This is a genomic window from Streptomyces sp. 4F14 (assembly GCF_048159485.1).
Classification (GTDB): domain Bacteria; phylum Actinomycetota; class Actinomycetes; order Streptomycetales; family Streptomycetaceae; genus Streptomyces.
In genome coordinates, this window is the sequence record NZ_JBLRVY010000015.1 from 45,633 (window position 1) to 68,424 (window position 22,792).

19 protein-coding genes and 1 pseudogene are annotated in these 22,792 nt (G+C 71.7%); 10 read left to right on the forward strand and 10 right to left on the reverse strand.

What is annotated here, in order from left to right:
• Positions 1 to 45: 45 nt before the first annotated feature.
• Positions 46 to 2,109, reverse strand: a complete 2,064-nt coding sequence (locus ACLZOT_RS25570; RefSeq protein ID WP_416971402.1) for a HelD family protein — start codon at positions 2,107 to 2,109, stop codon at positions 46 to 48.
• Positions 2,110 to 2,373: 264 nt separating this feature from the next.
• Between ACLZOT_RS25570 and ACLZOT_RS25575 the strand changes: the two genes are divergently transcribed.
• A complete protein-coding gene (locus tag ACLZOT_RS25575; protein ID WP_416971403.1) occupies positions 2,374 to 2,562 on the forward strand; it encodes a hypothetical protein in 189 nt (62 codons plus the stop codon).
• 10 nt (positions 2,563 to 2,572) lie between these two features.
• On the opposite strand, the gene ACLZOT_RS25580 is transcribed toward ACLZOT_RS25575, so the two are convergent.
• Both ACLZOT_RS25580 and ACLZOT_RS25585 read right to left on the reverse strand, forming a co-directional pair.
• A complete protein-coding gene (locus ACLZOT_RS25580; protein WP_416971404.1) occupies positions 2,573 to 4,237 on the reverse strand; it encodes a DNA repair helicase XPB in 1,665 nt (554 codons plus the stop codon).
• Between the two features lie 107 nt (positions 4,238 to 4,344).
• Positions 4,345 to 6,909 (reverse strand): helicase-associated domain-containing protein, encoded by a 2,565-nt coding sequence (locus tag ACLZOT_RS25585; RefSeq protein WP_416971405.1) that lies wholly within the window; start codon positions 6,907 to 6,909, stop codon positions 4,345 to 4,347.
• Between the two features lie 111 nt (positions 6,910 to 7,020).
• On the opposite strand from ACLZOT_RS25585, the gene ACLZOT_RS25590 reads away from it, so the two are divergent.
• Both ACLZOT_RS25590 and ACLZOT_RS25595 read left to right on the forward strand, forming a co-directional pair.
• Complete coding sequence (locus ACLZOT_RS25590; protein WP_416971406.1) at positions 7,021 to 8,049, forward strand: hypothetical protein; 1,029 nt, start codon at positions 7,021 to 7,023, stop codon at positions 8,047 to 8,049.
• A gap of 92 nt (positions 8,050 to 8,141) precedes the next feature.
• Entirely contained in the window at positions 8,142 to 8,852 is a 711-nt protein-coding gene (locus ACLZOT_RS25595) for an HAD family hydrolase (RefSeq protein ID WP_416971407.1), read from the forward strand.
• Here ACLZOT_RS25595 and ACLZOT_RS25600 read toward each other — a convergent pair.
• Positions 8,807 to 9,079, reverse strand: a complete 273-nt coding sequence (locus ACLZOT_RS25600) for a hypothetical protein (RefSeq protein WP_079057066.1) — start codon at positions 9,077 to 9,079, stop codon at positions 8,807 to 8,809. The genes ACLZOT_RS25595 and ACLZOT_RS25600 overlap by 46 nt on opposite strands.
• Positions 9,080 to 9,306: 227 nt before the next feature.
• Here ACLZOT_RS25600 and ACLZOT_RS25605 point away from each other — a divergent pair, with 227 nt between their 5' ends.
• Positions 9,307 to 9,690 (forward strand): cold-shock protein, encoded by a 384-nt coding sequence (locus ACLZOT_RS25605; protein WP_416971408.1) that lies wholly within the window; start codon positions 9,307 to 9,309, stop codon positions 9,688 to 9,690.
• A gap of 24 nt (positions 9,691 to 9,714) precedes the next feature.
• Here the strand turns inward: ACLZOT_RS25605 and ACLZOT_RS25610 are convergent, their stop codons facing one another.
• From ACLZOT_RS25610 to ACLZOT_RS25625, 4 genes are all read right to left on the reverse strand, one after another.
• A complete protein-coding gene (locus tag ACLZOT_RS25610; protein ID WP_416971542.1) occupies positions 9,715 to 10,566 on the reverse strand; it encodes a 1,4-dihydroxy-6-naphthoate synthase in 852 nt (283 codons plus the stop codon).
• A 14-nt stretch (positions 10,567 to 10,580) separates the two neighbouring features.
• Positions 10,581 to 11,339: a futalosine hydrolase gene (locus ACLZOT_RS25615; RefSeq protein ID WP_416971409.1), complete on the reverse strand. Its 759-nt coding sequence runs from the start codon at positions 11,337 to 11,339 to the stop codon at positions 10,581 to 10,583.
• Positions 11,309 to 11,800, reverse strand: coding sequence for a DUF2771 domain-containing protein (locus tag ACLZOT_RS25620; protein ID WP_416971410.1), 492 nt, complete (start codon positions 11,798 to 11,800; stop codon positions 11,309 to 11,311). The genes ACLZOT_RS25615 and ACLZOT_RS25620 overlap by 31 nt, the downstream gene beginning before the upstream one ends.
• A 170-nt stretch (positions 11,801 to 11,970) precedes the next feature.
• A complete protein-coding gene (locus tag ACLZOT_RS25625) occupies positions 11,971 to 13,416 on the reverse strand; it encodes an MFS transporter (protein WP_416971411.1) in 1,446 nt (481 codons plus the stop codon).
• 335 nt (positions 13,417 to 13,751) lie between these two features.
• Here ACLZOT_RS25625 and ACLZOT_RS25630 point away from each other — a divergent pair, with 335 nt between their 5' ends.
• Positions 13,752 to 14,696 (forward strand): DUF3027 domain-containing protein, encoded by a 945-nt coding sequence (locus ACLZOT_RS25630; protein ID WP_416971412.1) that lies wholly within the window; start codon positions 13,752 to 13,754, stop codon positions 14,694 to 14,696.
• A 49-nt stretch (positions 14,697 to 14,745) separates the two neighbouring features.
• Here the strand turns inward: ACLZOT_RS25630 and ACLZOT_RS25635 are convergent, their stop codons facing one another.
• Together ACLZOT_RS25635 and ACLZOT_RS25640 are read right to left on the reverse strand one after the other, a co-directional pair.
• Positions 14,746 to 15,816, reverse strand: a complete 1,071-nt coding sequence (locus ACLZOT_RS25635; protein ID WP_416971413.1) for a helix-turn-helix domain-containing protein — start codon at positions 15,814 to 15,816, stop codon at positions 14,746 to 14,748.
• Between the two features lie 239 nt (positions 15,817 to 16,055).
• A complete protein-coding gene (locus ACLZOT_RS25640) occupies positions 16,056 to 16,535 on the reverse strand; it encodes an ATP-binding protein (protein ID WP_416971414.1) in 480 nt (159 codons plus the stop codon).
• Between the two features lie 143 nt (positions 16,536 to 16,678).
• On the opposite strand from ACLZOT_RS25640, the pseudogene ACLZOT_RS25645 reads away from it, so the two are divergent.
• The 5 genes and pseudogenes from ACLZOT_RS25645 (at position 16,679) to ACLZOT_RS25665 (ending at position 22,792) form a co-directional block, all read left to right on the forward strand.
• A pseudogene (locus ACLZOT_RS25645) lies at positions 16,679 to 17,445 on the forward strand (helix-turn-helix domain-containing protein).
• Positions 17,442 to 17,645, forward strand: coding sequence for a DUF397 domain-containing protein (locus ACLZOT_RS25650; protein ID WP_416971415.1), 204 nt, complete (start codon positions 17,442 to 17,444; stop codon positions 17,643 to 17,645). The pseudogene ACLZOT_RS25645 and the gene ACLZOT_RS25650 overlap by 4 nt, the downstream one beginning before the upstream one ends.
• 64 nt (positions 17,646 to 17,709) lie before the next feature.
• Positions 17,710 to 20,946 carry a sacsin N-terminal ATP-binding-like domain-containing protein gene (locus tag ACLZOT_RS25655; protein WP_416971416.1) on the forward strand — a complete coding sequence of 1,079 codons (3,237 nt, stop codon included), beginning with the start codon at positions 17,710 to 17,712 and terminating at the stop codon, positions 20,944 to 20,946.
• Between the two features lie 195 nt (positions 20,947 to 21,141).
• Positions 21,142 to 21,903, forward strand: a complete 762-nt coding sequence (locus ACLZOT_RS25660; protein ID WP_416971417.1) for a calcium-binding protein — start codon at positions 21,142 to 21,144, stop codon at positions 21,901 to 21,903.
• A 100-nt stretch (positions 21,904 to 22,003) separates the two neighbouring features.
• Positions 22,004 to 22,792: a hypothetical protein gene (locus tag ACLZOT_RS25665; RefSeq protein WP_416971418.1), complete on the forward strand. Its 789-nt coding sequence runs from the start codon at positions 22,004 to 22,006 to the stop codon at positions 22,790 to 22,792.

Here is a 22,792-nt window from a genome sequence, read left to right on the forward strand (position 1 = left end):
CGATGGGCGTCCCGCGTGCCCACCCGGCGCCTGGATCCGCCTGAACTAGCGGATCTGCTCCGGCAGTTCACGCCCGTGCACGACGACCAGCCCGGAGACCGCGCGGGTCAGCGCCACGTACAGCCGCCGCAGGCCGGTTCGTTCGTCCGGCTCGCCGTCCACCACGGCCTGCGGTTCGTCCAGCACGACGTAGTCGTACTCCAGGCCCTTCGCCAACGAGGCCGGGACCAGGGTGAGTCGGGCCTCGGCCGTGGTCTCCTGCCCGGGGTCGAGGTACGCCACCCCGGCCGCCGTCAGCGCCTCGGCGAGCACCGGGATCCGGGCGTCGGCGGCGATGAGCCCGATGGACCCCTCCCGCAGCAGCAACTCCCCGCACGCCGCGACGACTTGCTCCACCTCGGAGACCTCGCGCAGCTCGAAGAACCCGGGGTTCTCCCGCACCGACGCGACGGGCGCGAGGCCGGGCGCGATGTGCGGCAGCAGCCGGGACGCGTAGGTGATGACGTCCGTCGGCACCCGGAACCCGGCGGTCAACTCCTCGACCACCGCCTCGGATTTGCCGAGGTGCCCCAGCGCCTCTTCCCAACTCCGCGTCGCCCAGGGGGTGGTGCCCTGCGCGAGGTCGCCGAGGATGGTCGCGGAACCGGTCGTGCAGCGCCGCCCCACCGCCCGGTACTGCATGGGGGAGAGGTCCTGCGCCTCGTCGAGGACGACGTGCCCGAGGGAGTGCGTGCGCTCGACGACGTCGGTGGCCTCGTCGATCAACACCGCGTCCGCGGCAGACCACTTGGCCGACTTCACGGACCGTACGGGCTTGGCCCACAGGATCGTCTTCTGCTCCTCGTCGGTGAGGACACCGGCCGCGTGCTCGGCGAGGAACTCCGGTTCGCTCAGCAGCCGCAGGACCAGCTTCGCCGGATCGACCGGCGGCCAGATCGCCTTGACGGCCGCCTTCACCGCGCTGTTGCGGGCCACCGAGTCCTGGACCCGGTCGTCCGGCGCCTCCCCGGCCCGCTCCATCTGGACGAGCACCGCGTGCGCGATCCGCTGCGGCAGGGCCTCGCGCGCCGCGCCGTACCGGATATCGCGGTCGAGCAACTCCCTTACCGTGTCCTCCAGTTCGTACGCGGGCACCCGCCAGCGCCGGGAGCCGCGCACCACGACCACGGGCTCGGTGGGCGGGGTGACGTGCGCGTAGACGGCCCGGCGCAGCACCTCCGCCATCCGGGCATCGCCCTTCACGACAGCGGCGGCGGCCTCGTCCGTGCCGCGTACCTCGACGTGCGCGACGAGGTCGTCCACCGTCGCCTGACGGACCGACAACTCGCCCAGGGCGGGCAGGACTTGTTCGATGTAGTGGAGGAAGGACCTGTTCGGGCCGATGACCAGCGTCCCGGTCCGCGCCAGCCGCTCGCGGTGCGCGTACAGCAGATACGCGACCCGGTGCAGGCCGACGGCGGTCTTCCCGGTGCCCGGACCTCCCTGCACGCAGACGCTGCCCGCGAGGCCGCTGCGCACGATCTCGTCCTGCTCGGGCTGGATCGTCGCGACGATGTCCCGCATCGGGCCGACGCGCGGCCGCTCGATCTCCTGCTGGAGCAGCTTGCTGGTCCGCGCCGCCTCCGCCGGGTCGGAGAGGTGCTCGTCCTCGTACGCGGTGAGGTCGCCGCCGGTGTACCCGAACCGGCGGCGCAGCCCGACGTCCATCGGGTCCTTCTTCGAGGCCCGGTAGAAGGGCTGCGAGACGGGCGCGCGCCAGTCGATGACCATGGGGTCACCGTCGCCGTCGTGCACATGCCGGCGCCCGATGTAGAACCTCTCCCCTTCGGCGCCCTCGGCCTGCTCGACACCGGGCGCGTGCAGGTAGTCCAGCCGCCCGAAGAACAGCGGGGTGTCGCTGAGGTCGGCCAGCGCCTTGATCCGCTCCTCGATCTGGCGGCCCAGTACTTCCGCGTTGACCCAGTTGGCGGTGACGTCCTTGATGTCCAGCGCCTGCACGTCCTCCCGCATCGCCCGCAGCGCGGTACGGGACGCGGTCAGGTGGGAGCGCTCACGGGACAAGGGGTCGTCGGCGGACACGGGCGTGGACAAGGGGGTGCCTCCGGGCATGCGTGAGCTGCGGATGGGGTGCGGCTGAGGGACCGCCGGTTTCCGACCGGACGGCGGCACTCCGCGAGGGAGGCGGCAAGAGCGGAGAGTTTAGGCCAGGAGCCGGTACGAGGGCCAACGGGTTTTCGTCCTCTCAGGGGAACCCTGAGGCCGACCCCTAATACCCCTGAGGAAATCCGTCCCTCTTGAGTAGTACGAAACGGGCGGGAAAGTTGGCTCTGTGGACCGATGCCGTCCTTATGTCCGGGATCGCACCATGGATGCATGAGCGCAGCGACCTTCACCCCAGCCCCGGCCGCCGGTCGCCCCTCCGGTGCGACCCCGATCAGCAGCCCGCACAGGCACCGCCTGGGCGACACCGTTCACGCGATACGCGTGTTCGCCGGTGCCGCTTTCGACGTCATGATCCTCGGTGAGTACGGCGAGGAGGCAGGTGTCCGCCGCCGCAGGTGACGCCGGGCGCTCAGGCGTCCCCGGCGTTCCCGGTGTCCCCGGCCAGCAGCTCGTCCGCGTCGACGATCCGGTAGGCGTACCCCTGCTCCGCCAGGAACCGCTGCCGGTGCGCGGCGAAGTCCTGGTCGATGGTGTCCCGGGCGACGACGGAGTAGAAGTGCGCCTGATGCCCGTCCGCCTTGGGCCGCAGCACCCGCCCGAGCCGCTGCGCCTCCTCCTGCCGCGAGCCGAAGGTCCCGGAGACCTGGATCGCGACGGTCGCCTCGGGCAGGTCGATGGAGAAGTTCGCGACCTTGGAGACGACGAGCACGCTGATCTCGCCCTCCCTGAAGGCGTCGAAGAGCTTCTCGCGCTGCGCGTTGGAGGTCTCCCCCTTGATCACGGGCGCGTCGAGATGCTCCCCCAGCTCGTCGAGCTGGTCGATGTACTGCCCGATGACGAGGATCTGCTGCCCGGCGAAGCGGCGCACGATCGCCTCGGTCACCTTCCGCTTCGTCGCGGTCGTCGCACAGAAGCGGTACTTCTCCTCCGCCTCGGCCGTGGCGTACGCGAGCCGCTCGGAGTCGGTGAGATTGACCCGCACCTCGACACAGTCCGCGGGCGCGATGTACCCCTGCGCCTCGATCTCCTTCCACGGCGCGTCGAACCGCTTCGGCCCGATCAGGGAGAACACGTCGGACTCCCGCCCGTCCTCCCGCACCAGCGTCGCCGTCAGCCCGAGCCGCCGCCGCGCCTGGAGGTCGGCGGTGAACTTGAAGACCGGCGCGGGCAGCAGATGCACCTCGTCGTAGACGATCAGCCCCCAGTCCCGCGAGTCGAACAGCTCCAGGTGCGGGTAGACACCCTTCCGCTTCGTCGTCAGCACCTGGTACGTCGCGATGGTGACCGGCCGGATCTCCTTGCGCGTCCCGCTGTACTCCCCGATCTCGTCCTCGGTCAGCGAGGTCCGCTTCACCAGCTCGTGCTTCCACTGCCGCGCGGAGACGGTGTTGGTGACGAGGATCAGCGTCGTCGACTTGGCCTCGGCCATCGCCCCCGCCCCGACCAGCGTCTTCCCGGCCCCACAGGGCAGTACGACGACCCCGCTGCCCCCGTGCCAGAAGTTCTCGACGGCCTGCTTCTGGTACGGCCGCAGCGCCCACCCGTCCTCGGCGAGCCCGATCGGATGCGCCTCCCCGTCGACGTACCCGGCGAGGTCCTCGGCCGGCCACCCCAGCTTCAGCAGCGTCTGCTTGATCTGCCCCCGCTCGGAGGGGTGCACGACGACCGTGTCCGGGTCGATCCGCGCCCCCACCAGCGGCGCGATCCGCTTCGAGCGCAGCACCTCCTCCAGCACCGGCCGGTCGGTGGAGGTCAGCACCAGCCCGTGCGCGGGATGCTTGCTGAGCGTGAGGCGCCCGTACCGGTCCATGGTCTCGGCGATGTCGACGAGCAGCGCGTGCGGCACCGGATACCGGCTGAACTGCACCAGCGCGTCCACGACCTGCTCGGCGTCGTGCCCCGCGGCGCGCGCGTTCCACAGCCCCAGCGGCGTCACCCGGTACGTGTGGATGTGCTCCGGCGCCCGCTCCAGCTCGGCGAACGGTGCGATCACCCGACGGCACGCGTCGGCCTGCTCGTGATCGACTTCGAGCAGCAGCGTCTTGTCTGACTGGACGATGAGAGGACCGTTCACGTACGTGGATCCCTTCCGCACGGGGCAAACGTCCAGTGTGCCTCATCCGGCGACGATCACGCCGGGAGCGATCACGCCGAGAGTGCTCACGCCGGGAGCGCGCCCCCTCAGTCCTCCGCCAGCTCCGCCACCCCCGTGATCCGGTGCAGGGGGTACGTCCGGATCTCGTCCGCCGTGTGGTCGTACGCCGTGACGAAACCGCCCTCGACGCGCAGGGGGGCGATGACGCGCTGGGAGGCGGCGCCGTCCGCGTTGACGTAGCCGATCCAGAGGGGCTCGCTGGTGAGGACGGCCGCCTGGACGGTGGCGAGAGTGTCGGCGGGAGAGGTGCGCGGTAGCTCTCCGGGGGTAGTGCGGGAGGACTCAGGGGTGGGTTTGCGGGGCGTGGTCGAGGCCAGGTCGCCCGCGCGGATGGCGCGGACCGCCGCCGTCAGGAGCGTGTTGTCCGGGACCGGGGGGCCGTCGGGAACTGGCTCCGGAGGGGTACGGGGCGGAGTGCGGTGCGCGTCGGCGCGGTGGATCAGGACGTCGCCGTCGGCGGACTCGGCCGCGGGGGCGTAGCCCATCGTGCGCAGGACGTCGAGCAGGGTCGCCGGGTCGGCCTGGGCCGCCAGGACCGTGGGGGCCAGCCTGCGCAGACGCAAGCCGGCCGAGCGCTTGTCCGCGAGGATCTCGTTCAGCAGCGCGTCGTCGTCGCAGCGGACGTACGCCGAGGCCGCGCCGACCCTCAGGTGGCCGTGTCTGCGGGCCACATCGTCGATCAGGTACGCCAGCGGCTGCGGCACCGGCGTCCGCGAGTGCGCGGTCAGGAACGCCTGGAGGTCGGAGGCGGTACGGCCAGCGTCCAGCGCCCGGCGCACCGAGGCCGGCGTGAACCGGTACACCGTCGCGCCGCCCTTCGACTCGACGTCCGCGAGCACCCCGAGCGTCTCCGCGAGGGGCCGCCGCAGGGGGCCGGGTGCTACCGCCGTCAGGTCGGCCTGGAGGAGTACGTGGTCCAGGGGCTCGGGGAGCAGCGGCGCGAGCAGCCGGGCGGCAGCGGCACTCGCCACGGCCTGCTCCGAGGGGGACAGGGGTAGTACCACGGGGTGATGGGAGGACCGGTGGTGCACGGGGAGCTTGTCACCGGCGTCGGCGGGATCCGTGCCGGGAGCCGGAGCGGAGCCGCCACCGGATACGGGAGCCGTGCTGCCACCGCCCCCCGCGCCGGTCCCCAGCAGCGCCCGCCCATGCCCCGACAGCGCCCCCCTACCCGTAATACCCAAGGACTCCGCCTCGCTCAGCGTCCACTGCGCGAGCCGCGTCCGCAGATCCCCCTCGCCGCGCTCCGGCCCCCGCAGGGGCCGCTCCCAGCGCAGCCGGGCGAGCAGCGTTTCGGAGCTGGGCGCCGTCCCCTCCGGGAGGTCCCCCAGAAGAGCCAGGACCCGGCGTCGTACCTCGGGGGTAGCCGAACGATCCAGCCCGGGACCGAGCGCCGAGAGCGTACGGTCCTTGCCGTCCCGCCCGCCCACCACTCCCGGCGTCCGGGTCGCCGTGAGCCACGCCTCCGCGAGCCGCGCCCACCGCTCGGCCGCCGGACGCTCCAGCCACTCGTCGTACTCGGGGGTCGCCGCGTACCGCTCGTCGGCCTCGCCGTCGGACGCCAACAGTCCGGCGGCGTAGGCGAGTTCGACCCAGAACGCGGCCACCGGCTCCGACACGTCGAGGGCGACGGCGGTCCGCTTGAGGTCGCGGACGCTGAGCCCACCGGCCCGTAGTACCGCGGGGCCGCCCTCGTCCCAGTCCTTCAGCAGCTCCTCGACGGTCGCCAGCGCCGTGTACGCCTGCCCGGCCGCCGTCGCGTCCACGATCTGCGGACCGTGAACTCCCGCCGCCCGCACGGCCGGTGGCGACGGCTCCACCTCCCGGTGCGCCCGCCCGGCCCGCAGGTGCAGCGCGACCTCCCGGGGCAGGACGACGGTCCCCGGCGCCGTCGGCAGCAGCAGCCCCCGGTCCAGCAACCACCGCAGCCGCGCCGCCGGTTCGGCCGTGACCTGCCCGTACGGCGGCCCCCACACCAGCCGCTCCAGCACCTCGACGGACTCCGCCGGGGCCTTCGCGAGCAGCGCCCTCAGCTTGCGGCGGCTGGAGAACAGCGCCGTGAGGCCCGCGACCGCGCTCACCGAGTCGTGCGTCGACGGCAGCCCCACCGCCGCGACGATCGTCTGCACCCGCCCCGGCGACATCCCCGCCGTCGCCTCCTGCACGCTCGGCCCGAGACCGGTGGGGGAGGGATGCTGGGGTGAGGGCGCGAGTAGCTCTCTGGCGGTACGCACCAGCCTCAGCCGGTCGTCGTCCCCCCACACCAGCGCCTGGTCCCGCAGCGTCGCCACCGCGCCGGGCAGCGCCGCCACCACCGCCGGGTCCTCCTCGTCCCCGGCCATCAGACCCAGGAGCTCCTGGTACGACGCCGGGTCCGCCGCGACGGCGAGCGCCTCCGCGGTCTGCAGCGCGAACCGGTCGAGCCGCTCCAGGGCCCGTACGACGGAGGCGCGGGTGCCCGCTCTCGTCGCGAGCTGGGTCAGGTCGGTGGGCACCGGCGTGATGAGGTCCGGCCGGCCGCGCAGCAGGGCGGCGAGGGACCGGTCGTCGCGCGAGCGCAGTGCCTCGGCGAGGGAGCGGGGGGTGCTCATCTGACCCACGGTAGCGGGTAGCTCCGGGGTAGGGGTCGTCCACGAGGGTCCTGTGAGCCCCTGCAACTCCAGATCTACTGGACGAAGTCCCCCGCGCGGTAGCTTCTTCCCGTGGGGATCGAAAGCGACCAAGTCGTCTACGAGTACCTGAGCCGCGTCGGGGACGTGGCCCAGCAACAGCAGTTGGCGTCGGGGGCCCGGATGCGGCTCGTGTCGGAGTTGCGCGACGAGATCGACCAGCGCCGGGCGAAGGCGTCGGTGGACAGCCCGGCGGCGGTGCGGAAGATCATCGCCCGGCTGGGGAGTCCCGACGACGTCGTCGCGGCGGCAGGCGGCGGTGCCGGTACGCCGGACGCGCCCGCGGTCGCCGTACCCGCCCAGCCGGCGTACCCCTCAGGTCCCCCGGTACCCGAGAGCCACCCGGGAGCGTCGGCGCCGACCGGCCGCACCGGCTCCGGTGACGGTGAACCCGTGTCCCTCCCCACCCCCCGTACCTCAGGCGAGGCCCTCCCCGACTGGTGGCTCAAAGGCCCCGGAGGTCTGGAGGGCGACCTCGACGCCGTCCCGGGTTTCGTCGGCGGCGTCGAGATCCCCGAACTCCTCAAGTCCCCGCGCGCCAGGGCGGCGGAGGCGAAGGAGCGGGCGGAGAAGGCCGAGAGGGAGGCCGCTGCCGCGCCCCAGGCCCCGGCCGGCGAACAGACTGAGCCCGTCGCCGACCCCGGCCAGGCCGCAGCCCCCCGTCGCCGACGCCGCCTGATCCCCCTGCCCTCCCGCAACCGCCCCGCCGCCGACCGCCCCTCCCGCACGTGGAGCAACCCCCTCCTCCTGCTCGCCGCCGCCTCCCTCGTCGTGGGCGCGGTCCTCGGCAACCTCCTTGCGCTGGGCGCCGGTTGGGTCATCGCGTACGCGTCCCGGCGGCTCACCGACCGCGAGACGAAGCTCGCCGTGATGTGGATCCCCGGCAGCGCGGTGGCGGCGGGAGCGGTGTGGGTGTGGGGCCGCGCCCAGGGCCGCTGGGGCGAGCCGATCGTGGCCGGGCACATGAACGACGCGGTCGCGGAGACCTGGCCGTGGGTGGTGCGGGGCGCGGCCGTCGCGTCGGCCCTGTACCTGGTCTGGCGGTCGCAGCGGAACAAGTAGCCCTCAAGCGGGACAGGCAGCTCTCAAGCGGTACAAGAGGCCCTCAAGCGGAACACGTAGTCCTCAAGAGGGACCTTGAGACACTCGGAGGTATGAGCGCCCACGCACCTGTCCCCGCACCCGCACCTGCCTCCACCTCCGTCTCCACCCCCCTCTCCACCCCCGCCCCGCTGGTCGTCGGCTTCGACCTCGACATGACCCTGATCGACTCCCGCCCCGGCATCCGCGCCTGCTACGTGACCCTCGCCGAGCGGACCGGCGCGCACATCGACGCCGACCTCGTGGTCAGCCGCCTCGGACCGCCGGTCGAGGACGAGATGGCCCACTGGTTCCCGGCGGACAAGGTCGCCGAAATGGCCGCGCTCTACCGCAAGTTGTACCCCGCGTACGCCGTGGAGGGGACCCTCGCGCTGCCCGGCGCCGCCGAGGCGATCGACGCCGTGCACGCGGCGGGCGGCCGGGCCATCGTCGTCACCGCGAAGCACGAGCCCAACGCGAAGCTGCACATGGAGCACCTGAGGCTTACCCCGGACGTGGTAGTCGGTGACCTGTGGGCCGAGCGCAAGGCGGAGGCGCTGAAGGAATACGGCGCCCACGTCTATGTCGGCGATCACGTCGGAGACGTCAGGGGTGCCCGGACCGCCGGCGCGCTCTCGGTGGGGGTGACCACCGGACCGTGCGGTGCGGAGGAATTGCGAACGGCCGGTGCGGATGTGGTGATCACCGATCTCCTCGCGTTCCCGGGATGGCTTTCGGCCTATCTCGCGGACGCCCCGGAAGCCGCTGATCCCTCCCTCGCCTGACGCCGTCCGGCGGCGATCGAACGCAGTACACCCGCGCCCGCGATCAGGAAGCCGACGCCCATGAGCATGCTCAATCCGAACATGTACGCAGGAAAAGGCGTCGTACCGAGGAACAACGGGGTCACGGTGACGAGAGTGGCCACCGTACCGGCGAAGAACACGATCGCACCGGCGCGGATCAGTCGGTCACCGGGAGCGGCGGAATTCGTTTGGGTTTTGTCACGCACCGGACCAGGGTAGTTCCCAGCCCGAAGGAACAACCGGGGGACGTCTTGTCACCCGCGCACAGACCATTAGCCTTGGTACCGGCGGGTCATGGTCGACCCGCTGTCCTGCTATCCGGAGCCGTTCGCGCGGTGCCAAGGCCGTGGTGCCGACGGTTCCACGGGCGGTTTTCAGAAGCGGGTTTTACGACAGAAGCAGTTTTCCGACGAGTACGAGGACGAGGACAGACGTGCCTACCGGCAAAGTCAAGTGGTTCAACAGCGAGAAGGGCTTCGGCTTTCTCTCCCGCGACGACGGCGGTGACGTCTTCGTTCATTCCTCGGTTCTCCCCGCCGGAGTCGAGACACTCAAGCCGGGCCAGCGCGTCGAGTTCGGAGTCGTCGCCGGTCAGCGTGGCGATCAGGCCCTTTCGGTCGTTCTCCTCGACCCGACTCCTTCGGTCGCCGCGGCCCAGCGCCGTAAGCCGGACGAACTCGCCTCTATCGTCCAGGATCTGACCACGGTCCTGGAGAACATCACCCCGATGCTGGAGAAGGGGCGTTATCCGGACAAGGCTTCCGGCGCGAAGATCGCCGGATTGCTGCGGGCGGTCGCCGACCAGCTCGACGTGTAGGAATCCCCGGGTAACTCCCGGGTATCAGGGAAACCGCAGTGCGTCCGGCCCGAGGGGCGGTACCAGCCCCTCGGCCGCCGCGCGCGTGAGCAGCCCCCGTACGGCGGCATACCCCGCCTCCCCGAGATCCGCCGTGAACTCGTTGACGTACAGCCCGATGTGCTGGTCGGCGACGGCCGGGTCCATCTCCTGGGCGTGCTCCATGACGTACGGCCGGGACGTCTCGGGGTCGTCCCAGGCGGCCCGCACCGACGCCCGGATCGATTCGGCCAGCAGCTCCAACCGGTCGGCGCCCAGGGACCGTTTGGCGATGATCGCGCCCAGCGGGATGGGCAGGCCGGTCGTCTCCTCCCAGTGCTCGCCCATGTCCGCGAGCTGGTGCAGCCCGTAGTTCCGGTACGTGAACCGCGCCTCGTGGATGACGAGTCCGGCGTCGACCTTCCCGTCCCGGACGGCCGGCATGATCTCGTGGAACGGCATCACGACGACCTCCCCGACCCCGCCGGGCACGGTGTCCGCCGCCCACAGCCGGAACAGCAGGTACGCCGTCGACTTCTCGCTCGGCACGGCGACCGTACGACCTTCGAGGGAGACCCCCGCCTCCCTCGTGAGGACCAGAGGGCCACAACCGCGCCCCAGGGCCCCGCCGCAGGGCAGGAGGGCGTAGGTCTCAAGTACGTACGGCAGGACGGCGTACGACACCTTCAGGGCGTCGTACTCGCCCCGCTGCGCTAGGCCGTTGGTGATGTCGATGTCCGCGAACGTCACGTCGAGCGCGGGGGCGCCCGCGATGCGGTCGTGCGCGAGGGCGTCGAAGACGAACGTGTCGTTGGGGCAGGGGGAGTAGGCGATCCGCACGGGCCGGTCGGAGGTCATGGGCTGCTCAGAGGTCATGCTCGTTTCCAACTCTCCAGAACGGGGGCGAGCTTCCCGAACCCCGCCGTCAGCGACTCCAGCGCGTCCTTGATCCGCCAGGCCGAACGGTCGCGCGGGCCAACGGGGTTGGAGACCGCGCGCAGTTCGAGTACGGGGATGCCGTGGGCGCCGGCCGCCTCCGCGACGCCGAAGCCCTCCATGGCCTCGGCGAGCGCCCCGGGGTGCCGGGTACGCAGGCCGGTGGCCCGGTGCGCGGTGCCGGTGACCGTCGAGACGGTGAGGACGGTGCCGGTGCGGGCGCCGGTCGCGGCGGCGGCGCGGCGTACGAGGTCCGGGGGCGGGAGGTGGGTGACGGTGCCGAAGCCGAGGTCGGTGACCGGGAGGAAGCCGTCAGGGGTCTCCGCGCCCAGGTCGGCGGCGGTGATCTGGTCCGCGAGGACCAGGGAGGCTACGGGGGCGTCCGGGGCGAAGCCGCCCGCGATGCCCGCCGAGACGACGACGTCGTACGGGTCCCCCTCAAGTACCGCCGCGGTGAGGGCGGTCGCGGTGGAGGCGGCGGCGAGGGCCGGGCCGACTCCGGCGGCGAGGAGGTCGTACCTGTGGGGGAGGGGGGTGAGGCGACGGACGGTCAGTCCGCCCGGCAGCGTACGGAGTTCGCCGGACGGGTCCGGGAACGCCTGTGCCACCGCGTCCCGTTCGGCGGGGACCGCGGTGGCGACCAGGATGCGGACGGCGGACGTGGTCAGCTGTCCTTCTTCAGGCGGAACGACCACAGACCCGTGACGGCCTGGCTGTCCTTCTTGCCGTCACCCGCCTTGATGGTGACGAGCGTCGAGTCGCCCTGCGCGCCGTACTGGGCGTTGAAGAAGACGCTGCTCGGGATCGTGAGGTACGTCTTGCTGCTGTCGCCGGTGAGCGGCTGGCCGTTCATCAGGATCGTCCAGCGCTTGTCGGCGATCTTGGGGTCCACACCGAACCGGACGTTGCCCGCGTCGGCGTCGACCTTGATGGACTCGATGTCCTCGTCCTTCAGGCAGGCCGTCAGCTTCGACGTGTCGAGCGTGGAGCCCTCACCGCCGCAGGTGGCCTCCTCGCTGACCGACGACGTGCCGAAGGTGATCGTGGCCCGCGGGGTCGGCTTGTCGCAGGCCGAGAGCACGAGCAGTCCGGCGGACACGGCGCCGGCGGCGGCGACGGCGCGGCGGCGTCGCACAGCAGCGGATTGCTTGGTCATGGGCGAAGGCTATCGGGCCTGCCCGGCGCAGTTCCTACGCGGGGTACGGCGTCGCTGTGCGTTAGGCCACGCGGGGTGGGTGGTAGCTCTCAGGTACTACCCGGGTACGACCGGAGTCCCGCACCCCCGCCCGCCCCCTCGTAGCCCGCTCACCCTCAGGTACTAGAGCTCTACTCCACCCGAGCCCGGCCCCCGCCGCCCCCGCCACCCGTGCCCCCGTGCCGCGCCGACCCCAGCAGCCCCTTCGCCGTGGCCACCCACCCCACCGCCACCACCCCCGCCGCGACCGACAGCCCCAGCGTCCCGTTCAGCGGCATCACGATGCCCACCGCCCCGCCGAACACCGACGACACCTGGAGCATCGTCTCCGACCGCGCGAACGCCGACGTCCGCACCAACTCCGGTACGTCCCGCTGGATCAGCGCGTCCAGCGACAGCTTGGCCAGCGCCTGCGAGAACCCGGCGACCGCCGCCAGACAGGCCACCAGGAACGCCCCGAACAGCAGCGCCGCCGTGATCGTCGCCCCGAGGACCACCGCGACGACCGTCACGACGATCACCTCCGGCGCCCGCGACCGCAGCCTCGCCCCCACCGCCGTACCCAGCGCGTTCCCCGCCCCCGCCGCGACCGCGACCATGCCCAGCGAGACGGCGGCGCTCTGCCCCGTCAGCGGGTGCTCGCGCAGCAGGAACGCGAGGAAGAACGTGAGGAACCCCGACAGCCAGCGCAGCGCCGCGTTCGCGCCGAGGGCGTGGGTCACCCCGATGCCGACGGTGCGCAGCCCCGGCCGCTTCGCCGACTTGAGCGGGCCGTGCAGATGGTTCTCGTCGGCGGCGAGGAGCGCGACGTCCTCGCCCTTCGCGGAGTCCACCTTGGGAGGGAGCGTGAACGACAGGAACGTACCCACCACGAAGATCACGAACGCGCCGTACAGCGGCCACCCCGGGCCGATCTGGTGCAGCCCCGCCGCGATGGGCGCGGCGATGCCCGTGGCCAGGAGTCCCCCCAGGGTGACCCGGGAGTTGGCCTTCACCAGGGACAGGCGGGGTGGGAGTAGTCGGGGTACTACCGCGGAGCGAACGACCCCGTACGACCTGGAGGCTACGAGTACCCCCAGCGCCGCCGGATACATCTCCAGGCTCCCCGTCGCGACGGCACCCGAAAGTACTAGGGCGAGCAGGGCCCGCGCGAGCATCGCACCGGCCATCGCCGCCCGGCGCCCGTGCGGGAGCCGGTCCAGGAGCGGGCCGACGACGGGGGCGAGGACGGTGAACGGCGCCATCGTGATCGCGAGGTAGAGCGCGACCCGCCCGCGCGCCTCGTCCGTGGGGACGGAGAAGAAGACGGTGGAGGCGAGCGCGACCGTGATCATCACGTCGCCCGCCCCGTTCACGGCGTGCAGTTCGATGAGTTTGCCGAGGCCCGACTCGCCCGCGCCGTGCGCGTGCGTGGCCTTTCTGATGCCACGTGCCGTACCGGTGAACGGGAAGTGCAGGGCACGGCCGATGGAGCGGACGGGTCCGCCCAGCCGACCCGAACCGCCGCTCTTCGTCTTCCCCGTTTTCCCCTGCCCGCCGATTCCGGTCGCGCCCTGGGGTGTCCGCGCGGTTGCCACGACGTTCATAGTGCCCCGAGAAAGCGGTACGTAGTGCGGTTACCGCCCGTACGGGTCGGTAGTTCTCACGGTTTACCCGGGTAGTCCTCAGGTACGGAGGGGCTGCCTCCAGGTGAAGATCCGGGTGTCGTTGTCGATCGACGTGTCCCGTCGGTGTGGGCTGAGCGGCCATGAACAGGTAGCGTGCGTATCTCAGCCATCCCGCACAATGGATGGCACAGGTGCGCCCGAGCACGATCGGACGCGGACGTCGACGCGGCCCACAGGTCCGCTCCGTCCGTTCCGCGGCCCGAGACACCGCACCCGACAGACGGCGTAGGAGAGAAGCGATACCTGTGAGCGCAGCGACCACGCGAAGCCGCACCCCCGACCGCCTGTGCGCCGAGGCCGTCGACCTCGCACGCACCGCAGCCGAGGAGGCGGCGGCCCCCGGAGTCGTCGGTGAACACGTGGACCTCGTCTCCGAGGGTGACCGCGTCGTCACGCACTTCTTCGAGTGCAAGGAACTCGGCTACCGCGGCTGGCGCTGGGCGGTGACCGTCGCGCGCGCGTCCCGCGCCAAGATCGTGACCCTCGACGAGGTCGTCATGCTCCCCGGCCCCGACGCGGTCCTCGCGCCCGAGTGGGTGCCGTGGAGCGAGCGCCTGCGCCCCGGCGACCTCGGCCCCGGCGACCTCCTGCCGACCGACGCGGACGACGACCGCCTGGAGTCCGGGTACGCCGAGTCCGGCTACGACGACCGCCTCGCCCCCGGCGACTCCGGCGACGACGAGCCCGAGCCGCAGCTCGCCGACGCCGAGCCCGACGATGCCGACGACGCCGAGGACACGCCCGACCTCGCGACGCCGCCCGCGCGCGGCACGATCACCGCCGTCGCCGACGAACTCGGTCTGCGCCGCGCTCGCGTCCTGTCCCGCTACGGCCTGCACATCGCCGCCGACCGCTGGGAAGAGGCGTTCGGCGCGCAGACCCCGATGGCCCAGGCGGCCCCCGCGACCTGCGTGAGCTGCGGTTTCCTCACGCCGATCGGCGGCAGCCTCGGCCGGGCGTTCGGCGTCTGCGCCAACGAGTTCTCGCCCGCGGACGGCCGCGTCGTCTCCCTCACGTACGGGTGCGGCGGGCACTCCGAGGCGGCGGTCATGCCCGCGCCGCCGCGGCCCGCGCAGCCTGTCGTCGACGAGACCCGGGTGGACCCGTTCCCCCTGCGTCCGGCGGCCGACTCGGGGTCGGTGCCGGTGGGAGCGGGCGACGAGGAGACGGCTGAGCTGGGGCATTCGTAGCTCGTTCGGCACTCGTTCGGCACTCGTTCGGCGGAGTACCTGGGGCTGACTACCTGAGTGCTACGGGCTCGGGCGGTCGGCAGTCCCGGCAGTGAGTGCCCGGGGCCGTACCCCGGCGGTAGGGGCGGTCGCAGCCGGGGCAGGTGGCGGTGGGTTCCCGGGGGCCCCGGAGTACTACGGGTTGTACGGGTACGAGGCTGTCGGCGCCGGTCGCCGGGGGCGCGTCCGGCGCGGGGTACACGGGTAGTACCGGGCGCCCGGGGCCGAAGTACGGCACAGGTGGGAGCAGGGCCGTCAGCCGGTGGGCCACGAAGGATGCCGGGCGGTGCAGGGGGTCCGCGGGGAGGTTCGCGACCAGGGCCCGGCGTACCGTCCCCGGGGAGACCTCGCGTTCCAGCCAGGCGGCGACGCCGGGGGCCAGATGGGCGACGTCGGCGGCGGAGAGGTAGAGGCGGGGGTCGTGGCGGCGGAGGTCGGTGAGGACCTCGGCGGCTTTCTGGAAGATCCCCGGGACTGTGCAGGAGGGTTGGGGGACCGGGGGGAGGGCCTTGGTGCGGGGGCGGTGTGGGGGGTTGGGGCAGGGGGACGGGGAGTGGTGGGGTCGGCCGGGGCGGTCCGGGTTTTCGGCGTCCTCGCCGGGCGCGTCCCCGCTGGCGTGATCCCCGGCACAGCCGTCGACAGCGGCGCAGTCCTCCGCATCGGCGCCCGTACTGCCCTTGTGGGCAGCCCTGTTGGTGCGGTCCGGCTGATTGCAGGACACGGTCCGGGTGATGAAGCGGCCGCCCTGGACCTGTTCCGGTTTGCGCCGCAGGTAGCCGTGGTGCTCCAACTCCCGTAGCCCACCGGCGATTCGGTCCGGGCCTTCGGGGAAGCGTCCGGCGAGGTGCCGGATGGAGATGCAGGAGCCTGCGGGCAACGACTGGATGTGCGTGCCGAGCCCGATCGCGAGCAGCGAGAGGTCGGGGTGCTGGGCGAGGTGGTTGCCGATGACCGTGAAGCGGTCGGTGTGGCGGGTGTTGTCGTGAACCAGACCTGCGTGCGGGTGACGCCGGTTCGGGTGTTTCCCGTCACTGGGGCGGGACTGGGTACGCGGGGACGAGCTAATGTCGAGGGTATCCATCGGGAAGCGTCTCTCTTCCTTGGTGGTGAGGCCCTCGCAGTGGGATGCCAGTCCCAGGCGGGGGCCGTTGAATTTTCTGATGTTGCTGGGCAGAGCGTAAGGCATACAACCGCCCCCAGATCAAGTCCGGTTGGCGAACGTCACCCACCGGAGTGACCGCCCTCCAACCTCCCGCCTCCCGCTCGCCGGCTCGGGCGGGAGGGGTGGGGTTTGGTCGGGGTCCTTTAGCTCACAGTTCTTTATTTGGAGGAGCTGGCAGCGCCGGAGTACGGAAACCCGGGTCCCGGCGCCCCCAACGCGATCTCCGCCCAGACGGTTTTGCGCGGAGTGGGCCCCTCGGTGACGCCCCAGGCGGTGGTCAGCGCCTGCACGAGCGTCAGCCCGTGGCCCGACTCGGCGTCGGGCTGGGCGAGTTGAGGTTGGGGGAGCCGGTCGGTCCGGGTGTCGGAGACCTCGATACGGAGCGTGTCGCCGAGATCCTGGACGAACAGCAGAAAATCCCGGCCGGGTACGCGGCCGTGCTGGACGGCGTTGTTGGCGAGCTCGGCGATGACGAGACGCGCCGGGTCCAACGGGATTCCCCAGGCGCGGAGTTGTTCCGTGGAGAGGAGGCGGGCGAGGCGGGCACCGCGTCGGGTGGGGGAGAGTTGGATGCTGAAGTGGCGGGTGGGGGTGGTGGGTTGGGGTGCGGGGTGGGGCGGGGGAGTTTTCTGAACCATGTGATGCAGCGTGGCCGGGTGCGGTTCACTTTTCAGGCATATCGCGGCTACGTAGAGCGACTGTCCAATGGCTGTCCAATCGTGTCGAGGAGGTCGAGAGGGTGCGCGGGGTAGGGGCGGCACGTACAGAGTCGTACGAGGGAGTGCGGAATGCAGGACGCTGGGCGAGCCGGGGGGGGGACGGGCCGGGGTGGGAGGTAGATCCCGAGGACGAGTGGGGTGTCGCCGTACTCGTCTGTGTGGGAGGACAGTTGAAGCTGTGGCGTGAGGCCGCGGGGATGAGGGTCGTCGACTTCGCCAAGGCGATCGGGTACGGCGAGGACATGGTCTACAAGGTTGAGTCCGGGATGCGGATCCCCCGGCGGTCGTATCTGGACAAGGCCGACAGTGTGTTGGGGGCGGGGGGCCGCGTCTCGGCGATGTGGGACGACGTGGAGAAGGTCAAGTATTCGCGAGGGCGTTGATGGCGACGGGGCGTCCCCTGCTCTCGGATGACAGGCTTGAGAAGGCGGTGGCCGGACGCATGGCCAGGCAGCGGAACTTCAGTCGCTCACCGGCGCCTGAACTCAGCTTCGTCGTGGAGGAGATGGCGCTGCGCCGCCCGATCGGGGGCGTGCGGGTCTGGCGCGGCCAACTCGAACGCTTCCTGGACGTAGGCCAGTTGCGCAACGTAGAGATACAGGTACTGCCCACCGCCCGTTGGAACCACCCCGGCAACGGAGGGCGGATCCAGATCCTCAAGTTCGCGGACGGCTCGGCTGTCGGCCGTCGGGAAGATGGCGACGGCCGCCCCGTGGACGACCCGAAAAGCCTGATGGTCCTCGAAATGAGCTACGGCGCCATCCGCGGCGAGGCTTGTTCGGTGAAGGAATCCCGGGCGTTCATCGAGCAACTGTTGGGAGAGACATGAACCACAACTCCGCCCAAGCTACCCGCCCGGCGTGGTTCAAGAGCAGTTACAGCAGCGACAGCGAGGGCGACTCCTGCGTCGAGGTCGCCAACACCCCCGGCACCATCCACATCCGCGATTCCAAGTACTCCGACTCCAGCCCCCGCCTCACTGTGACCCCCGCCACCTGGACCGGCTTCCTCGCCTACGCCTCCCAGTGAGCGCTGTACGCCCGCGTAAGACCTGAGCGGTACGGTCTCCTCACGCCGATGAGGAGAGTGCAACGTGAGTAACTTCGTGCGGCCCGCTTCCGAGGGCGCCGACCCCTTCGGCACCGCCCGGCTGCGGCGCGGGGTCCTGGATGCCTGGGCGACCAGCCCCGCCAGGTTCCGGGAGGACGCGAACGCCGAGGAGGACCTCGTACTCGGGGGTTACCGCGATCGGCTGATCGTCGAGCTCGCCCAGAACGCCGCCGACGCCGCCGCCCGCGCGGGTGTGCCGGGGCGGCTTCGGCTCACCCTGCGCGAAGGCGTACTCGTCGCCGCCAACACCGGCGCCCCCCTGGACGCCGCCGGAGTCGAGTCGCTCTCGACACTCCGCGCGTCCGCCAAACGCGACACCCCCTCCGTCGGCCGCTTCGGCGTCGGCTTCGCGGCGGTGCTGTCCGTCACCGACGAGCCGGCGGTCGTCGGGCGGCACGGCGGCGTCCGCTGGTCCCTCGCGGAGGCCCGCGAACTCGCCGCCGAGACCGCTCGCCACAGCCCCGGCCTGGGCGACGAGGTGCGGCGCCGAGACGGCCACGTACCGGTACTACGCCTTCCGTACGCCGCCGAGGGCACCGCCCCCGAGAGCTACGACACGGCCGTCATCCTCCCCCTGCGCGACCCGGCGGCAGCCGACCTCGCCGAGCGCCTGCTCGACGCCGTGGACGACAGCCTGCTGCTGACCCTCGTGGGGCTGGAGGAGGTCGTCGTCGAGGTCGGGGACGACGCCCGCACCCTGTGGCGCCGCACCGACGGTCACCTCACGGTCGTAGAGGACTCCCGCGACGGTACGACGACCTGGCGCACCCTCTCCGCGCACGGCGAGACCGAGCCGGACCTCCTCACCGACCGCCCGGTGGAGGAGCGCCTGCGCCCGCACTGGTCGCTGACGTGGGCCGTGCCGGTGGATACCCAGGGACTACCGGTACGACCCCGGACCGCCCCCGTCCTGCACGCCCCCACCCCCAGCGACGAACCCCTCGGCGTCCCCGCCCTCCTCATCGCCTCCTTCCCCCTCGACACCACCCGCCGCCACGCCGCGCCCGGCCCCCTGACCGACTTCCTGGTCCAGCGCGCGGCCGACACCTACGCCCAACTCCTCGCGGACTGGCGCCCGGTGGACGCCGGCATCATCGACCTCGTCCCCGGCCCGCTCGGCAAGGGCGAACTGGACGGGGCGCTCCGCCAGGCCGTGCTGGAGCGGCTGCCGCGCACCGCGTTCCTGCCGCCCGCTGCGGCACAGGGAGAGCAACGAGGCGAGACGGCCGGACCGGCCTTCGGAGTCGCCGGGGACCTGTACACCGGAAGTGCTACCGACGCCGCTGGTTCCGAGGTACTACCCCTGCCGGGGGACGACCCAGGAGCTACCCCCGAAGTACTCCTCCCCGAAGCCCTCCGCCCCCGCGACGCCGAACTCGTCGAGGGCGCCGGTGCCGACACCGTCCGGGTCCTCGCCGAAGTCCTCCCCACCCTCCTCCCCGCCGGTCTGGAGCGCCGCGTCGAGCTGCGCACCCTCGGCGTCCCCCGGGTCCCCCTCGCGGACGTCATCGACCGCCTCGCCGGGCTGGAGAAGGACCCCGGCTGGTGGTACCGGCTGTACGACAGCCTCGCGGGCACCGACCCCGACCGCCTCTCGGGCCTGCCCGTCCCCCTCGCGGACGGCCGCACCACCATCGGCCCCCGGCAGATCCTCCTGCCCCTCCCCGACACGGCGACCGGCACCGACCCGGAGGTCCTCGCCCGCCTCGGCCTCAAGGTCGCCCACGAGGACGCCGCGCACCCCCTGCTGGAGAAGCTCGGCGCGCTCCCGGCGACACCCAGGGCCGTCCTGACGACCCCCCAGGTCCGCGCGGCCGTCGCCGCCTCCCTGGACGACGACGGCGGCGCGTGGGACGAAGACGCCCCGGACGCCGAGGAGTTGGCGGACACCGTCCTCGCCCTTGTCCGCGAGGCGGCCCTCGAACCCGGCGACGAACCCTGGCTCGGCGCCCTCGCCCTGCCCGACGAGGACGGCGAACTCGTCCCCGCCGGTGAACTCGTCCTCCCCGGCAGCCCGTTCGCCTCCGTCATCCGCGAGGACGAACTCGCCGAAGTCGACCACGAGTTGGCGGACAAGTGGGGCGAACAGCCCCTCACCGCCTGCGGAGTGCTCGCCACCTTCGCCCTCGTCCGCGCCACCGACGTCGTCCTCGACCCCGACGAACTGGAGCCCCGCGAGGGCGACTTCGCCGAACCCGACGACGCCGGCCTGCTGGACGCCGTGGACGTCTGGGCCGAGGACATCCTCGACCGCTTCCCCGACTCGCCGGTCCCCCCGGTCGCGACGGAACTGATCGCCGTACGCGACCTGGACCTCGTGGACGACGACAAGTGGCCCCAGGCGCTGGCCCTGTTGGCACAGCCGCCGCTGCGTGACGCCCTGGTCCAGCCGCTGCGGATCCTGCTGCCCGACGGCACCCACGAGGTCGTCCGGCCGTACACCGCCTGGTGGTTGAGGGGTCACCCCGTCCTCGACGGCCGCCGCCCGGCGGGCCTGCTCGCGGCGGGCGGCGACCCGCTGCTGCGCGGGCTGTACGACGAGGCCGACGCGACCGGCTTCGACGACGAACAGGTCCTGCGCGCCCTGGGAGTCCGGACCTCCGTGGCCGCGCTCCTCGAAGAGCCCGGCGGCGCCGCCGAACTCCTGGAACGCCTCGCCGACCCGGACCGCGAGGTCACCCTGTCCCAACTCCACGGCCTCTACGGGGCCCTGGCCGACCTCGACCCCGAACAGGTCACGCTCCCGGACGACTTGAGGGCCGTCGTCGACGGCTCGGTGGACGTCGTGGACGCGGCCGACGCCGTCGTCGTCGACTCCCCGGACCTCCTCCCCTTCACCGACGGCACCCCCCTGCTGCCCGTACGCCCCACCAGGGCCGCCGAGTTGGCGGAACTCTTCCAGGTGCGCCGGCTCAGCGAGTCCGTCACCGGCGGCGTCGACTCCGAGGGCGCCGAGCACGACGTACCCGAATCGGTCGCCGTGCTCCTCGGCCCCCGTACCCCCAAGTCGTACGTGGAACATGACGAGTTGATCGTCGACGGCGTCGAGATCGACTGGCGGCTCACCGACGACGGGGTGCTCCACGCGGCGACCCTCGAAGGGGTCGCCGCCGGGCTCGCCTGGGCGGCCGGGCAGTGGCCGCGCCGGTTCGAGGTGGCGGCGCTGCTGGAGGACCCGTCCCGGACGGGGGAGCTGGCGCGGGACCGCTGGTTCGACTGAAGGCTGGAGGTCGAAGGCCGAGAACGAAAAAAGCCGAAACCTGAACCGAAACCATACGCTCAGTGATATTCACGTAACTCGCACAATCTCGCAGATATATCTACCAGTCGTGCAACCATCCCCAGGTCCTGTGAGTCTCAAGTACCGGATCGGCGATCACCGCTGATCCGGTGCACCCACAACTGGGGGAATCTCATGCGTTTTCGCGCCACTGTCGCCGTCTCCCTCGGCGCTCTGGCCCTCACCGGGCTCGCCGTCCCCGCCGCCCACGCGGACGGCAGCCTCGGCGACACCAAGATCACCAAGGTGGTCGTCGACGGTGACAACAAGGTGCAGGTCTCGACCTCCGGCGCCAAGACGATCACGGTCAGCGTGACCGCGTCGGACAACTCCGGCATCCTGGGCGCCGACCCGTTCGACCTGTTCGGCCCCGGCTACGGCCTGCTCACCACCGGCAAGCCCGTCTGCAAGGCGATCAGCAAGACCACCTCCACCTGCACCGCCTCGGTGAAGATCGACCCGAGGACCGATGAGTTCCTGAACGGCAACGCCGGTATCTGGTACGTCGACGCCTGGTTCGACGCCAAGGACGAGGACTTCGTCTGGAAGGAGAAGGCCGGTTCCTTCTGGTTCCAGCGCGCCGCCAAGCTCGCCACCGCCAACGCCACGCCCGAGCCGGTGAAGAAGGGCAGGACCCTCACCGTCACGAGCAACGCGACCCGCGCCAATTGGGAGAACCTGAAGTTCGGCGGCTACGCCGGCGCGTCCGCCCAGCTCCAGTACCAGAAGAAGGGTGCCAAGACCTGGACCACCCTCAAGACGGTCAAGGCGGACAGTAGGGGCAACCTGAGGACCACCGTCAAGGCCACGGCCGACGGCTCCTACCGCTACTCCTTCGCGGGTAACTCGACGACGGCCGCGGCAGCCTCCGGCGCCGACTTCGTCGACGTCAAGTAGCACCCCGGTAGTACCCCGGTGGCGCCCAGGCGGTAGTACCTGGGCGCCACTGCACCACTCCACATACATTCACGTACATCCATCCCACTGGGGAACGCACATGCGCATACGCGCCACCGCCACCGCCGCCGTAGTCCTCGGCACCGTGGCTCTCTCCGCCCTCGCCGCTCCGGCCGCGCAGGCCGCCCCGGCCCCCGGCCCGAAGGTGACGTTCTCGAACGTCAAGATCGCCAAGACCCTCGTGGCCGGCGCCACCGGGCGGGCCTCCTTCCCGGTCACGTACACCGTGACCAAGCCGGCGGGCCTGAACGCGAAGTCGTTCCAGAGCGGCCCGGCGATCTACCGGGGGACGATCGCCAAGCCCTCGGACCTGTTCGTCAGCGAGAACCCCGGCACCTGCAAGGCCGCCTCCGCGACGGTCCTGAACTGCACGGCCGCCATGGTCTTCAACGTCTCCGACGGTGAACTCATCAACTCCGAGTCCGGTGCCTGGAAGGTCGGCGCCGTCGCCGTCCCCACGGACAAGGAGGGCTACACCTGGCAGGGCGACCTGGGCTCCACCAAGCTCCTGCGCCAGGCCCGCCTCACCACCGACGCCACCCCGGAGCCGGTGAAGAAGGGCAGGACCATCACGGTCAAGGGCTCGCTGACCCGCGCCAACTGGGAGACCAACAAGTACGCCGGCTACGGCGCGCAGACGGTCCAGCTCCAGTACAAGAAGGCCGGCGCCAAGACCTGGACGACCGTCAAGTCCGTCAAGACCTCGGCCAAGGGCGCCCTGAGCACCACGGTCAAGGCGACGGCCGACGGGTACTACCGGTACAACTTCGTCGCCACGTCGACGACGGGCGCGGTCGCCTCGGCGGCCGACTACGTCGACGTGCGCTGA

Bases quoted from the DNA above. Each gene is read 5' to 3' on its own strand.
- ACLZOT_RS25570 (WP_416971402.1), bottom strand. From the start codon at position 2,109: ATGCCCGGAGGCACCCCCTTGTCCACGCCCGTGTCCGCCGACGACCCC.
- ACLZOT_RS25575 (WP_416971403.1), top strand. From the start codon at position 2,374: ATGAGCGCAGCGACCTTCACCCCAGCCCCGGCCGCCGGTCGCCCCTCC.
- ACLZOT_RS25585 (WP_416971405.1), bottom strand. From the start codon at position 6,909: ATGAGCACCCCCCGCTCCCTCGCCGAGGCACTGCGCTCGCGCGACGAC.
- ACLZOT_RS25595 (WP_416971407.1), top strand. From the start codon at position 8,142: ATGAGCGCCCACGCACCTGTCCCCGCACCCGCACCTGCCTCCACCTCC.
- ACLZOT_RS25610 (WP_416971542.1), bottom strand. From the start codon at position 10,566: ATGACCTCCGACCGGCCCGTGCGGATCGCCTACTCCCCCTGCCCCAAC.
- ACLZOT_RS25620 (WP_416971410.1), bottom strand. From the start codon at position 11,800: ATGACCAAGCAATCCGCTGCTGTGCGACGCCGCCGCGCCGTCGCCGCC.
- ACLZOT_RS25635 (WP_416971413.1), bottom strand. From the start codon at position 15,816: ATGGATACCCTCGACATTAGCTCGTCCCCGCGTACCCAGTCCCGCCCC.
- ACLZOT_RS25640 (WP_416971414.1), bottom strand. From the start codon at position 16,535: ATGGTTCAGAAAACTCCCCCGCCCCACCCCGCACCCCAACCCACCACC.
- ACLZOT_RS25650 (WP_416971415.1), top strand. From the start codon at position 17,442: ATGAACCACAACTCCGCCCAAGCTACCCGCCCGGCGTGGTTCAAGAGC.
- ACLZOT_RS25660 (WP_416971417.1), top strand. From the start codon at position 21,142: ATGCGTTTTCGCGCCACTGTCGCCGTCTCCCTCGGCGCTCTGGCCCTC.
- ACLZOT_RS25665 (WP_416971418.1), top strand. From the start codon at position 22,004: ATGCGCATACGCGCCACCGCCACCGCCGCCGTAGTCCTCGGCACCGTG.